The organism is Paenibacillus andongensis (assembly GCF_025369935.1).
Taxonomy (GTDB): Bacteria; Bacillota; Bacilli; order Paenibacillales; family NBRC-103111; genus Paenibacillus_E; species Paenibacillus_E andongensis.
Window position 1 is genome coordinate 4,911,176 of sequence record NZ_CP104467.1, and the last position, 13,851, is coordinate 4,925,026.

At 45.7% G+C, this 13,851-nt stretch carries 11 protein-coding genes; all 11 read right to left on the minus strand.

The window, feature by feature from the left end; all coding sequences use genetic code 11:
• Nucleotides 1-10: 10 nt before the first annotated feature.
• The 11 genes from NYR53_RS22420 to NYR53_RS22470 all read right to left on the minus strand — a co-directional run bounded on the left by NYR53_RS22420 (nt 11) and on the right by NYR53_RS22470 (nt 13,675).
• Nucleotides 11-1,303: a four-carbon acid sugar kinase family protein gene (locus NYR53_RS22420; RefSeq protein WP_261301372.1), complete on the minus strand. Its 1,293-nt coding sequence runs from the start codon at nt 1,301-1,303 to the stop codon at nt 11-13.
• Nucleotides 1,300-1,962: a class II aldolase/adducin family protein gene (locus NYR53_RS22425; RefSeq protein ID WP_261301373.1), complete on the minus strand. Its 663-nt coding sequence runs from the start codon at nt 1,960-1,962 to the stop codon at nt 1,300-1,302. The genes NYR53_RS22420 and NYR53_RS22425 overlap by 4 nt, the downstream gene beginning before the upstream one ends.
• On the minus strand, nt 1,963-4,395 hold the full coding sequence (locus NYR53_RS22430; RefSeq protein WP_261301374.1) for an alpha-mannosidase: 2,433 nt from the start codon (nt 4,393-4,395) through the stop codon (nt 1,963-1,965). It lies immediately after the preceding gene.
• A gap of 17 nt (nt 4,396-4,412) precedes the next feature.
• Nucleotides 4,413-5,333: a class II fructose-bisphosphate aldolase gene (locus tag NYR53_RS22435; RefSeq protein ID WP_261301375.1), complete on the minus strand. Its 921-nt coding sequence runs from the start codon at nt 5,331-5,333 to the stop codon at nt 4,413-4,415.
• 49 nt (nt 5,334-5,382) lie between these two features.
• Entirely contained in the window at nt 5,383-6,042 is a 660-nt protein-coding gene (locus NYR53_RS22440) for an aspartate/glutamate racemase family protein (protein ID WP_261301376.1), read from the minus strand.
• 107 nt (nt 6,043-6,149) lie between these two features.
• Nucleotides 6,150-8,189, minus strand: a complete 2,040-nt coding sequence (locus NYR53_RS22445) for a hypothetical protein (protein WP_261301377.1) — start codon at nt 8,187-8,189, stop codon at nt 6,150-6,152.
• 2 nt (nt 8,190-8,191) lie between these two features.
• Nucleotides 8,192-9,457 carry an amidohydrolase family protein gene (locus tag NYR53_RS22450; RefSeq protein WP_261301378.1) on the minus strand — a complete coding sequence of 422 codons (1,266 nt, stop codon included), beginning with the start codon at nt 9,455-9,457 and terminating at the stop codon, nt 8,192-8,194.
• Between the two features lie 66 nt (nt 9,458-9,523).
• Complete coding sequence (locus NYR53_RS22455) at nt 9,524-10,828, minus strand: ABC transporter substrate-binding protein (protein WP_261301379.1); 1,305 nt, start codon at nt 10,826-10,828, stop codon at nt 9,524-9,526.
• 103 nt (nt 10,829-10,931) lie between these two features.
• On the minus strand, nt 10,932-11,774 hold the full coding sequence (locus NYR53_RS22460; protein WP_261301380.1) for a carbohydrate ABC transporter permease: 843 nt from the start codon (nt 11,772-11,774) through the stop codon (nt 10,932-10,934).
• A gap of 13 nt (nt 11,775-11,787) precedes the next feature.
• Nucleotides 11,788-12,660 (minus strand): carbohydrate ABC transporter permease, encoded by an 873-nt coding sequence (locus NYR53_RS22465; RefSeq protein WP_261301381.1) that lies wholly within the window; start codon nt 12,658-12,660, stop codon nt 11,788-11,790.
• A 16-nt stretch (nt 12,661-12,676) separates the two neighbouring features.
• On the minus strand, nt 12,677-13,675 hold the full coding sequence (locus NYR53_RS22470; RefSeq protein ID WP_261301382.1) for a LacI family DNA-binding transcriptional regulator: 999 nt from the start codon (nt 13,673-13,675) through the stop codon (nt 12,677-12,679).
• Nucleotides 13,676-13,851 lie beyond the last annotated feature (176 nt).

A 13,851-nucleotide genomic window follows, 5' to 3' on the forward strand; every position in this document is an offset into this window, starting at 1 on the left:
CTCACACGAGTTATGTTTGTTTCAAGTGTTCAATCGCTTCTATGAAAAAGGGCTCGCTGCCAAAGCTGCCTGATTTCAACACCAAAAACCGCTGCGGCGTTTGGAGTGTTAAACAGGATGGCAATCCCGGCTCAATTTCTTGCCAAATGCTAAGTCCGCCAATGCCCAGTTTATCGCAGACAGCAGCGGACGTTTCCCCTCCAGCGATGAGCAGACGTTGCTGCCCTGTCTCATTGACGACCGATTGTATGACGCCCGAAAGCGCATTCGAAACGATAACGGACACTTCCGTATTGCCGTAGCCGAGTTCAACACCTTTTACTTTCGTCGCCGCCACTTTGAGCGGACTATTCGAGGCGTGAATGAGTACGTCCTGATCGTCCTTCAGAAGCCTCGACGCCTGTTCAACCAATTGCTTGCAATGCGCCTCTTTCTCAGCAGGGCTAAACAAGAGCAGTGAATCGAGCTCTAACGCTGTCAGGCCCTGCTTTTTGGCATAGGCAATTTGCGCAGCTGTTTGCGGCATTAAGCTGCCTGCGGCGCACAAAACAGCTGATCGTCCAAGCGATGGCAGCTTTTTCGCAGCACCCGTTTGCACGGCATTCGGCTTTTCTAACAACGCCAATTCCTCTGCCAAAGCTGAGCTTCCGCAAATAATCGGCTCCGCATGAACCGCTTGCGCAATTATCTTCAGAGTCTGCTGATCACGCACATCGAGGATGATATAGGTGAAGCCTGAATGCTTCATCACTGCAATTTGCTCCTCTAACACAGAAGCACCTTGTTCTACAATATGAATGGGAATTAGTCCTACTCTGCGGTCCGTTTGTGATTGTAAAATATCTACCAAATTGGAACTGCGCATCGGATGCACGGGATCGTTTCGAAATTCGGATTCTTCCAGTTTTTTACCATGTACATAATGAATGCCATTCAACGTAGTTCGCCCATTTTTCGGAAAACCAAGCACGACAATGCCAAAAGATGCCTCAAGTGCATCCAGCATGGCATCGAATTCGGCTCCGATGTTACCGCGGAATACAGAACACGTTTTATTGATAAAACGTTCGCACCCAGCTTCCTGAAGCCGCTTCGTCATCTGGTACACCTTCGTGTAAGCATCATCTGGCGTATCTAATCGGGAGTGCGTATCGAGAACAAGCACTTCCGGATAGCCGCCATAGCTCTGATCTCTCCCCGTCCACGCCTCCATCGGGTAGACATGCGTGCTGATGTTTGCCTTAGCGTACATGATGCCGATATCATTAGCCCCTGTAATATCGTCTGCGATAATACCAATCAATCGGAGAACCTCCTTCTCGGCCTATAGCCCGACTCGTTCAAGAAGCTTTGAACCACGTCTTCTGGCAGCTTGCGTAGGGAAATCCCCGAGCTCTTGGCCATCACATACATCTGGCACGCCATCTCAAGCGTGTGCATGGCCATGCGTGCTTCCTTCACGCTCGTATCATAGACAAGCACACCATGATTTTCGAGGAAAAGCACATTCGCTTCGCATGCCTTCTCCCGTACCGCATCACCAAGCTCACGTGAGCCTGGATGAAAATAAGGAACGCGTTCTATGCGTTCCAAATAATACATCGTTTCAACAAACCATTCGGATGGCAGATGTTCTCCCGAGCAAGCAAGCATCGTGCTATAAAAAGGGGATGCGTGAAGCACGGCCCCTACATCAGGACGAGATTCATAAATCGCTTGGTGCATGGGCACTTCTTTGGATGGCTTTTTCCCTGCCACTGAGGACGATGAGCCACCCTCCGATAAAGAACACTCAACGAAGTCATCTTCGCTGAGTTCCCCTAGGTCTGTACCGCTTGCTGTAATCAAATAGTGGTCAGCTTTGGTTCGCGCACTGATATTGCCTGCGTTCCCCCAAGCCAAGCCGTTATTCAGCATGTAACGCCCGGCTTCCTGCAGCTGCTGCCAAACCGATGCCTCCATCTACTCCACATCCCATTCCAGCATATTGGTTTCTTTGATCGGCAATTCCGGATTTTTCGGCACGCGGAAGGTTTTGATCTCGCATGGTTTAAAATCCGCCTTAATGACACGCTTCCATCTAGGCAGCTCAATCTCGGCTGACGTAGCGGATTTATTCGTTTCATAGACACGAATAATGAGATCTTCGTTATCTTCCGCTTTCTTTATCGCACTAACAACGATATTGTCACGGCTTACATTCACATAGGAATCGGATTGCGCAAGCTCCCCTGCATGGAACGATTCAATAACAGCAATCGGCTTGCAGTTAAGTTCTGCTGCACGCTTCACCGTACCGGCCTGCTCCCATGTCCCTTCATGCGGCAGCAACGAATAGGAAAAACGCTGAATGCCCTGATCAATAAAGGAGTACTCACCATTCGGGTCTGGCTCATAAGGCACGTGGTGCGCATAAATAGGACTTCTCAGTACAGTCAACGCCATGTCTTGGTTATGAATGCTGTAGCTGTATTTGGCATCATTCATAAGGCTGAGTCCGTACATAATGTTGCCTTTTCGCGTCACACCCGAGTAATCAATCCAGGTTAAACCTGGCTCTTCTTCGCCGTTATGTTCACGTTCAATCGTACCGTATGGTATTTCATAGGTTTGCTTGCTAAAGATGACATTCACTGGGAAAACCAGCTTCAACATTTTGAAGGATTCTCGCCAATCTACCATTACCTGTACATCGATTTGATCACGGTCCGCATACATGGTGAAATCTTGGACTAGCTTTGAGCTGCCATATTCACTGACAACACGGATGACCGATTTAACGGGACCATGCTCGACACGGAACACTTTTTTCGCTTTGAACGTACCCGCCTTTTGGTTAAAATGCAGCACATCATGGCTCCAAGTATCCGAATTATCATCCAAGACGATGGGCTTGGCTCCATCTCCCTTAAACACTTCATGATCAACAATCTTATCGTGCAGGCTCTTGATATAGCCTGTTTCTTTATCGAACTCCAAGCGGAAACGTTTATTTTCCATAACTAAGTCGCTTGCTTGAATGGGCTCGCCAACTGGCTTTTGTGAGGCTGAATCAGCCACCAATTTATATACCCGATATCCCATGGAAGGCAGCTCAGCCATAAAGCTAAGACGGAAACGGCCGTTTGCAGACGCTTGCGATTGCACCGTTTGGAAAGGTACCGGATTCCCTTTGTCATCAAGCAAAACAGTCGTTGGTTTGATGCCTCCTACTTCAAGCTCAACGTTTACACGGCTTTCCCATGCATGAGGGTTAAAAACGACAATCGGCTTCATAGTTACATCCTGCTCAATGTTGATGTTCCATGACAAAGATTGAACCGCATAATTAAGGGAACGATCCGCGATAGCCATGGCTTCCCCATACAAATACATCGCATCTTCATAGGCAGACTCCAAGCTGGTTCCTGCTAATATGTCGTGGAACTGATTAAAGAGCACATTTTTCCAAGCTTGCTTGAACTCCGCAGGATAAGGTTGACCCGTGATCCATGAAGCAAGCACCGAGTACTTCTCTGCAGCCATTAATCGATTCTCTGCTTTGCGATTCCAATGCTTGATGCCTGAATGCGCCGCGTAGCAGCCGCTAGCATGGTGCTGCAAATCATCATGAACGACCGGCAGCTTTAAGTTCTTGCTCTCCATCTCTTTGAAATACGCGTCCGGCGTTGCAAACTCCAGCTTAGGCAGCGATGGATCCTCGTTCATGCGGCGAATGCTCTCGATATTTTCTTTCGTTGGACCGCCACCATGATTGCCAACGCCGTAGAACAGCATCAATTCGTTAAGCGGTTCTTTGAATTCGCCCAAGCAGCGGCGGACATGGTTTTCCAAATCTTTGCCCCAAGACAAATATTCATACATGATGCGGAAAGTCATGACTTGTGAGCCATCATCCGATTCCCACATGAACAGTCGGCTTGGCAGCCCTTTTTCATTTGGCATCGGACGCATCATCACGTAATAATCCATCCCGCTCTTCTTCAGAATTTGCGGCAGCATTCCGTTATGCCCAAAGCTGTCTACGTTATAGCCAACTTTAGCTGTCACCCCGAACTTCTCTTTGAAATAATGTTGACCGTAGAGCCCTTGACGGACGAAGGATTCCCCATTCGGAATGTTGCAGTCAGGTTGAATCCACCAACCGCCGACAATATTCCAGCGTCCTTCCTGCACGCGTTTTTTGATTTCCGCGAACATCTTAGGCTCGTTATTTTCAATCCACTCGTACATCGCAGCAGAGCTGGAAGTGAAAATAAAATCTTCGGATTCTGTCATCCGATCTAGAGCAGAACGGAATGTCGCCTTCGCCTCTTGAAATCCTTCCTGCCATTGCCATAGCCAAACCGGATCCAGATGAGCGTTTCCTATCATATAAAGTTTGTTATCTTTCATTGAGAGAATCCCCCGATCTATTTGTTAAAAACATCTGCTTGACCAGCGCTATTCAAAAAATGCTTCATCTTTTCCATCACCGTTTGCGTAACGGCATCACGTCCGACTTGCAGCATATCTGGCGTTAAGTTCTTACATTCTTCATTAGTCATCCGCTCTTCACGTCCAAGTGCTTTGAGCAGGGAAAGCTCCAAATCTGTTGCGATATTCACTTTGCTAACACCGCCGCCCGGCAATTGGTAGGCTCTGCGCATCATTTCAGGAGGTACGCCCGAACCGCCGTGCAAGACAAGATGAACAGGGGTCAATCTGCGAATTTCCATCAAGCGCTCATAGTCGATTTTCGGCTGCTTCACGACATATACGCCATGTGCAGTACCGCAAGACACAGCTAACGCATCAACACCGGTAATCGCGACAAACTCAGCCGCTTCCTGTGGATTGGTATATAATTCTTCATCTTTATCCGTTTCTACGAAATCTGTTGTGCCAATCATTCCCAGCTCAGCTTCAACGGAAACGCCTTTCGTGTGTGCATATTCCACAACTTCCTTGCTAATTCCCGCATTTTCGGCAAAAGGCTTCTCCGATGCATCAATCATGACCGACGTAAAGCCTGCTGCAATCGCTTCTTTAATGGTTTCTAATTCCTTCGTGTGATCCAAATGCAGTACGACAGGAACTGTGATTTGCTGCTCCTTTACTTGACGGTAAAATTCTTCTCCAAATTCAGCTGCTGTAATCCCATAACGAATCAATTCTTTATGTGAAATTTGAACAATCAACGGTGAGTTCGCGATTTGGCCCGCCTTCAGAACGGCTGCAATCATAGGTGTATAACGCGGCGAGAAAGAGCCAATCGCAAAATGGTTCGCTTCAGAAATCTCAAGTGCTTGTTTTAATGTGATTACCGGTGCAATTGGTGTTGAGTTTGTCATCAAGTATGTCTCCTTTTATATAAAGCTTCTAGTAAATGAAGAAACGTTATCATTGTTCCATGACTTGTTTAACCCGCAGCATACCTAATCGCGGGCTGGTGAGAAAATGCATTTGTTCCTCTGGAGCAAATTGTGAAATCACGCGAGCCATTGAAGCCTGCGCAAGCACAACTACATCCGTGGTGGATGCAAGATTGCGAAGTACAGATGCGAGTTCTTCATCATGCCCATCCTTATCTCCAGCGATAAGCTTCTGATAAGCAGACTTTGCGACGACTGTCTCAATGTGTACCGCCTTGCCAACTTGCTCTGCTTTGCTGATGAGCATTCGTTTAGTCGGTTGTAATGTCGTTTCGAGCGTTGCCGCAACCCCAACCTTCTCCGCTGAATTTACCGCTAAATCCGCCATTGCGTCGTCAATTCGTATGATAGGAATATGGAGCTTCGGCTGTACGCGGGCAACAAGCTCACCAATGGATGAGCAAGCGGACAAGATGCAGGAAGCACCAGCTTTCTCGGCAATTTGAGCGTACTGAAGGAAACGCTCTTCAATTTCATTGATTTGCCCGCCATTCGTTACAAGCTGCGGCAATATGGAATCATCCACCCAATTCATCACTTCAACCCCAGGCAGAAGCTCATCTGCTAATGCTTTTAAACTTTCAACTGTTACAGGCGTAGTATGGATAATTGCTAGCTTCTTTGTCATTGAAATCGCTCCTTTGCATGTTTGCTACACATTATCTGGCATTTTGGGCACGTTCCCAAAAGTTACATAAGCTGCAACGCCGCCTACTTTACCTTGGTCCACTTCAATTATCGGTCGTATAAATCTAATTCATTTTCATAAGGCAGAGATGCCTGAGCCGCATATAAAATAAGTCCAATACACCAAGAATGGGAAAGCGTCAGCATCATGCCCTTTGGCTGGAAGCAATTCGTATTGTAGAAGCGTTCCGTTACCATACCTTTGTAAGCATTGAAGTCGCCATCTTCACGCGCGATAAACTGCAGGAAGCAAGAAATATGATCTCGTGTACGATCTAGATAATATCGGTCTCCTGTATAAGTCCATAGTCTAAGCATCTCCGGTACAGCAAAAAGTCCATAGTTGTGTAAATGTTGATTAGATGTTGAGGCCTGATCCGCACCGCGCGAACAGTAATCGTACTGTGCCAGTAGAGAATGCTTAGGAAATTGTAAATTGTAAGTCCAACGGAAGGTCATCATCCAATCCGCGGCACTAGAAGCAAGCTCCAACCAGATTGGCTGACGATTGAACTCATATAACAGAACGTAGGACACGACAGCGTTGTAAGCATCTTCCGAAGTCGGTGTTAAGTGGACGTCCTCTGGAGCGCCATAAATATACTCGTCGCGGATGAAGCGTTCGTAATAGCCTCCTCCCTGAACCGCAGCAGCTGAGAAGCCTTCGTCTTCAAAATAAGCAGCACCCTCCAATAGCGCTGCAATCCACAGCATACCGCCTGCGCCATCCCACTCTTGTACTTCGCCAGTCTCACAATCATAGTACGAGCCGAAGTTCCCATCGGAGCGCTGATGTGCCACCGCGAATCGAAGATTGGACAGAACAGCATGCTCCCACTCAGGATGCATGACACCTGCTACTCTCTCAAAAGCAAGCGCCCGAACAAGGAACAACGTTGCTTCAGATATAGTTCGTGCCTGCAGCCACGACTTTTTCGGATTCCAGCCCGCCGTCCAACCTCTCCCAAGCTCCCATGAAGCCCAGAACGTTCCGCTTGGCGCGAGCCCTGTTGCGATTTTATTTAAGACTCGGATACCAGCTTCCGTATAAGATGAAATCTCTTTTTCCCTGCCATAAGTCAGCAAGGCGTAAGCATAAGGCACACCGCTTACCCAACTGACGTGCATGTGCGGACGATCGCCCATTCCTTTGACATTGTTGTTAAACTCGCGGTCGAAAGCAGCCGTTTCTCTAAGAATGTCGTTCTCTTTATCAAAGTGCCATTCGTATAAGCCATGTGCCGTTAGTTCTGCAGCTTGCTCCAAGCCCATCCATGGATTTAGCCCATTTTCTTGACGATGTATGGCATACATTTGACGAACGAAAGGATTGTAACTGTGCGCATCAGAAGAGCTTGCGTAAACATAGAAGTGAAGCTTTACTTTCTCATCAGGCTGGAACGTATGCATATGCAAATCGGCTGGGGCTGGCAACGCATTCCCTACGAACGTAACGGGCTCCTCCTTGTAGGGGAAGTTAAGCCAAATTTCCGTCCCAGCTGCATTGCCTCGAAAGCCTAGACCACTAAGTCCAAGCGGAGACATTTCATCCGTACAAAGCGCTCCGCACATGCCGTCATTCCATGCGAACACAGCAGGAAGAGCTGCTCGGTCTGAGCGAAATGACCAATAATCGGACACCATTTGCTGAGCGTCGCCACCTTTAAAATCATAGCGAGGGTAGGGCCGCAGATTTTTTTCGAATCGATTCTCTTTATAAAAAGCGCCGGGAATCATCCAATCTGGTTTGCCCGCGCCTTCAAGGCTGCAGCCAAACTGCAAATTGTACGCAGTAGCTTGCTTGCCCTTGTACTCCACATCCATGGATACTTCGAAATAATCACAAATATCGCTCAGCTGTTTCCAGCTAGATCGTACTTGAAAGCTTTCCGATTCCCCAGAAGCCTGCAGTCCCTCAGATGTTGAGGTTATTTCATCGACGGGCACGATTTCCTGCTCCCCGTTCCTGCCACTAGCCGATAACAACTTGGAAAACCGAAGACTTGCTTGCTGATTGGATTCAGACGTAGTAATCTCAAATGCCTTTACTGTATGCTCTAAGCCGTTTTCTGATAACCTCCACCGCATCGCTATTCCTCCAAATCCTTCAGCTTATATAATTCGATTATATTCGTTCGAAATATCCGATCAGCAAAGGTCATGGCATCAGATTCGTCAAGTGCGCCATCTGCTACCTTCTCCGTCAATACATCCGCCACCACCTTGCGGGCCAGCTTCTGATGGGCATAAGTCCCTTCGATATAGTTATAATCGCCGCCAAAGCCTTGAATTTTCGTCATCGGGACCATTTCAATCACCTGATGCATAATTTGTTTAGCCGCCGTTGGCGAAATGATGTACACCCAAGTAAAATCTGCATAGACATTCGGGAAGTTTTTTACAATGCTTATATATGGCAAGTAATAGGGGTATCCGCTGTGGAGCAGAACAAACCTTGCTTCCGTGTATTCCAGCAGCAGCGGAATCAGCAACTCCACATTCGAATTCGTTAACGTGTTACCGTTGGAAGAAACACTTACTTCATGATGACCGGTATGAATTTGAATCGGTAGATCATAGGCAATCGAACGCTGGATGATGAAATGGATCAAATAATCCTGCAGCGCCTGTGCTTCTGCTTGAGAGAGCGACTCTTCAAGTGTACAGCCCAGCAGACGATTGAAAGCCAGCTCCGCTTCATAGAAGGTTGGTTTACCGCACGATAGGGAGCGCCAGTAGGCATGCCCAAACTTTGTCGCGACCATGCCCTCCTGAACATATTTATGCAATAAGGTATCCACTGCCTCCAAATATTGGCGCAGATGATAGACCGTAACGCCAGACATTCTCTCAACAGTAGTGATATCCTTCCGTGTTCGTAGTTTGAATGTAAAATCCATAAACATGATGGGACGAAAACGCTCGTACGTAAGCTTCGTTGTTTGGATCAGTGTAAAGGCAAGATCAATTCCGGACTTTTCAGCCATCACATGCTCATACCAGTTAGGATTGTGCGTTGCTTGTGTTACTTTTTCATTCGCCTCTAGTAGGCCTTTCACGTTCCACTCGCTGAGTTCATATAAATCTTCCATGGCTGTTCGAAACATCCGTGCATACGTTGTATTTTTCGTTTTATGCCAGTAATCCATAAACATGGAAGCTTTTTGTTCCACATCTAAGGAACTTTGTCTTCCTAATGCACCCATTTTCATGCCTGCGCTGTAAAAATCAGAGTCCAAATAATGCAGCAAGGAAAACAAATCATGGTTTTCTTTTTTTCGAATTTGCGGTGTTGCCAGGTGTTCATGACCGTCAATGATGCGGATTCGGTTTACATAATCATGAAGAATGCTCATTAGCTGGTCTCTCTCCTTCTAAATACGCGGCTGTTTCTTCACGAAACAGCCGCTTTTTATTTTCAATTACTGAAGCTCGGGGAACGCTGCTTTCACTTCTTTTTGGAAAGCTGTTACAACATCCGCATAGCTCTTATTGTCTGTAATCCCTTGACTTGCTGTTTTTCTCCAAAGGCTAAGAATCGAATCGCTGTATTTGTCGGACTTAATCACAGGCATTGACTTCATCATTGCATAGTAAGGCTGAAGCACTTTTTGATCGCCAGTTAGTGGCGCTGTGTACTTATCCACATTGGCATCGTAAACACTTTGAAGCGCTGGCAAGTTCCCTCTCGCAAGTAGATCGGCGTTCTGCCATTCGGCGCTTGCAGAGAATTTGATAAACTCTGCTGCGAGATCTTTGTTGGTCGTTTTATTATAAATAGCTCGGAAAGTTCCGCCATTATAGAAACCTTCTGGTGTTTTGGCAACGCCAAACTTGCCTACAGCCTTGTTATCTTTGTTACCGATCATGAACGTTGCCCAAGCTGGCATTTCGACTAACACAACACTTCCGTCATTGAGTGCATTACCCCAACCCGCTGACATGAATGGTAATTTGGCATCTACGTTGTTCGTGCGAATTTCTTTTTGGTAATTAAATATTTTTTCCCATCTTGGATCGATATTTAATTTGCCATTTACATAGAAAGGCTGTGTATTGTAACTAACAATGTCATTCAAGTCCCCTGTATTCGCGATTAAATGAACCTTGCCATCGCTCTGCTTCGCCACTTTTTTACCAAGCTCAATGATTTTATCGTAGCTGTTCACCATTTCGCTGATTTGGTTTGAATCATCCGTACCGAGGAATTTTTTGGCATTTTCCTTCAAATACCAGAAGCCGCCTGGAGAGGATTGGTCGGAAATTGCTTTGATTTTGCCATCCGACGATTTACCAAGCTCTGAGACATATGGAATGTAGTTTTTCACTAAATCAGCAGCGCCAATTGGTGCTAAATCCATCAAAAATGGAGATTCTATGAATTTACCAACATAACTTCTTTCAAGGTCGAGTACGTCAGGTACATCTTTGCCGGATTGCAGCGCTGACAACAGTTTGATTTGATATTGATCGCCAGGGAATACTTTAACGTCAACTTTGACATTCGGATATTTCTTCTCAAATGCTGTTGCAATGCCTTTAGTTCCATCAAAGAAAGTCCATAGGGATAGCGTTCCAGACAGCTTGGCCGAATCTACCGGTGCAACCGATGCCGCAGGACTATTCGTCGCTGAGTTATTGTTAGTTGATTTAGAACCACAAGCCGTTAAAACACCTGTCGCAAGTACCGTTGTCATTAAAATAGAAGCCCATTTTTGTGCTTTCAAGATATATCGCCCCTTAGCGTTATTTTTCAAGTATAAGTGATGTTTTACTGGTTAAAATGACGATAAAATATTAGCACGCATCACTCCTCTCAATATCTACGCATCAACCCTTCACGGCCCCAGCCGCAACCCCGTTAATAATTCGCTTGGACATAAAAGAGAAGAATACCAAGATCGGAACGACCGATATCACAATTCCTACGTATTGAGCGCCAAAGTCGGACGAAAACTGCGATTTAACACTCGCAATCATGACTGGCAAGGTTTGCATGTCGGCATCGAACAAAATAATCATGGGAACTAAAAAGTCATTCCATTTTCCAATGAAAGCGAAGATCGCTAACGTGGCAAGTGCAGGGCTCATTAACGGTAAAATGATGCGATGGAAAAGCTGCATTTCACCATACCCGTCGATTCTTCCGGATTCGATAATTTCGGTTGGTACCGATGTGTCAGCGAACTGTTTGACTAGAAAAATACCAAATGCGTTATAGACTGACGTTAGCAAGAGCGGATAATACGTGTTCAACATATGGAAAACATCCATTAATTTATAAAATCCGATAATCCCCAATTGTCCAGGAATCATCATGGTCCCAAGTGTAATCATGAATAATACACCCTTGTAACGAAAGTTGTATTTCGAGAATCCATAGCCAGCTAACGCAGCAAAATACACATTAATGAGCGTCGCCGTTATGGTGATGAATAACGTATTTCCTAAACCACGCCAGATGTGAACGGTTTCAATCAGCCTATGATAGTTCACGAAGAACTGGTCCCCAGGCACGATGAGCAGCTTCCGGGCAATGTCTGAGTTATTGTGCGTGGAAGTAATGATCATACTGTAAAAAGGCAGCAAGCAAGTCAAAGCTATCGCAATTAACACCACATAGATGATGATTTTCAAAATAAACCAATCGATTTGAAACGCTTTCTTAATCAAGGGTCGTCACCTCCTATTCATTAAGCTTTGAAGCTTTCGCTGTAATCGCCGTCAGGATCATGACAACAACGAAAATACCATATGCGACTGTTGCTCCATAGCTGTAATCGAAATTTTTGAATGCGGTTTGATAGAGGTACATGACCATGGTTCGGGTCGTATTATTAGGACCATCTCCGAGCATCAGGGGTGCATCAAACAATTGCAGACCACCAATTACGGAGGTAATTAAGGTGAACAGAAAGACGGGACGCAGCATAGGGAGCGTAATATACAGCGTGCTTTTCCATTTATTCGCGCCGTCCATCTTCGCCGCTTCGTACACTTCTTCTGAAATAGATTGCAGTCCCGCGACAAACACGATCAAATTAAATCCAAAATATTGCCAGCAAATGACGCCCGATACAATCGTTCTCGACCACCATGGACTGCTGAACCAGTTCACTGGCTCGCTAACGATTCCTAAATCCATCAGCACTTTATTAACAGAACCAGTCTGCCAGTCGAACATTAAGCTGAACATGACGCCAAGCGTAATTGGTGTAATGATATGAGGAAAATAGTATACAGCCCGGAAAAAATGCTTGCCGCGAATAAACTTCTCATTCAAAATAATCGCAAGCACGAGGGCAATGATCAGTTGTGGAACAATGGACATGACCCAAATAATCAAGGTGCTTCCTATCGTTTGATAGAAGTAAGTATCATGTAAAAGACGTGAATAGTTGGCCAAGCCGACATAAACGGGATCCGTAAATCCATCCCACTTGGTAAAGCTTAAATAAAACGTATATAGAATCGGAATCAAACCAAAGATGCCAAACCCTATAAAAAATGGAGCAACAAATAGATATCCGTAATTCGACTTATTGATTTTTGAAATCATCGGTCTCAACTCATTTCTAAAGTTTGGTACAAGATTGACGAGTCACCAGTGTCGGTTTAAATAAATGAGACGTTCTCTCTACGGCTTCTCCCTCTATTTGGGCAAACAAGCCTTCCGCTGCCTTCATCCCTACCTGTTGCAGAGGCTGGCGAACCGTTGTCAATGGCGGGGACACCCAGCTCGACAAGGTGATATCGTCAAATCCGACGATCGACATTTGGTTAGGCACTTGAATCCCTTGCTCCTGTAAGGCGCGAAGCGCACCGATCGCTGTTTCATCACTAGAGGCAATGACTGCCGTATAGCCTTCTTCTTTAAGCAGTTCTTTCATGGCCTCGTATCCGCCTTGATTCGTCCAATCCGACGTGACGACCCACTCCGGCCGGAATTCCATTTGCAATTCCTCCATCTTCTGCTGCAAGCCTTTCAACCTGTACTTGATAGGACCCATATACGCTGGACCAGAAATATAGGCTACGTGACGATGTCCCAACTCATGTAGATAGGTAACCAGATCAGCAACCCCAGATGCGTTGTCGATATCAACAGAGAATAAGCCATCCATTTCCCCATGATCACCAATTAATGCAAGCGGATACGGAACATCCAGCATGCGCTCCAATTCAAGTAGATCCCGCTTCTGGAAGCTAAGAAGGATAATACCGTCAACCTGTCCCTCGAAAAGTAGATGGAGAAAGGACGCTTCTTGTTTGGCATTTGAAGTTCCACTATAGAATATACAGTTATAGCCTTTCTTATTGGCTACGGCTTCAATCCCTCTAATAATGCCCGAGTAGAAGATGTTCGAAATGTTATCAACTACAATACCGATCGTATTCGTCCGACTCATGACTAATCTTCGGGCATTTTCATTCCGATGGTAATTTAGGGTGATAATCGCCCTCTCTAAGGCTTCTTCTGTTGCTTTCTTTACCTTTTGACCATTTAAATAACGTGATACTGTACTTTTGGATGTGTTCGCTACTCTAGCGACGTCATGAATCGTTGGATTCATCGGCTGCCCCCCTCTATATTTGAGCAAAAGCGATTTAAATTTTTTGTTTTCGGGAACGTTCCCAATTTTAGGATTAAAAATTATTTTTTTGCTTGCTCGATAGGAATTCTCACTTTTTGAGAACGTTCCCATTTTGTATTCAAAAAAAACGAACCTGCGTATCAAGTTTTCCATGC